Genomic DNA, 386 nt, shown 5'->3' with positions numbered 1-386 from the left:
CTACACCGTTATCAATTCGATGGTGGCAGGTGGTCCGGCAGCGAAGAGTAAAGCTATCAGCGTTGGTGACAAAATTGTCGGTGTTGGTCAAACAGGCAAGCCGGGTTGACGTGATTGGCTGGCGTCTTGATGATGTGGTTGCCTTAATTAAAGGGCCGAAGGGCAGTAAAGTTCGTCTGGAAATTTTACCTGCTGGTAAAGGGACCAAGACCCGCACTGTAACATTGACCCGTGAACGTATTCGTCTCGAAGACCGCGCGGTTAAAATGTCGGTGAAGACCGTCGGTAAAGAGAAAGTCGGCGTGCTGGATATTCCGGGCTTCTATGTGGGTTTGACAGACGATGTCAAAGTTCAACTGCAGAAACTGGAAAAACAGAATGTCAGC

1 protein-coding gene and 1 pseudogene are annotated in these 386 nt (G+C 49.5%); both read left to right on the top strand.

Translation table 11 applies throughout. The features are described from left to right. Positions 1 to 19 precede the first annotated feature (19 nt). Positions 20 to 109, top strand: coding sequence for a hypothetical protein (locus M3661_RS30970; protein WP_397376570.1), 90 nt, complete (start codon positions 20 to 22; stop codon positions 107 to 109). After that, positions 81 to 386 (top strand): annotated as a pseudogene (locus M3661_RS29975) (hypothetical protein); the annotation flags it as partial. The gene M3661_RS30970 and the pseudogene M3661_RS29975, both read left to right, overlap by 29 nt.

The sequence above is a fragment of the Paenibacillus sp. MER 180 genome (assembly GCF_023713665.1).
GTDB lineage: Bacteria > Bacillota > Bacilli > Paenibacillales > Paenibacillaceae > Paenibacillus_B > Paenibacillus_B suaedae.
The sequence above is the reverse complement of the archived record's forward strand: the minus strand, read 5'-3'. Positions and strand labels throughout refer to the sequence as shown.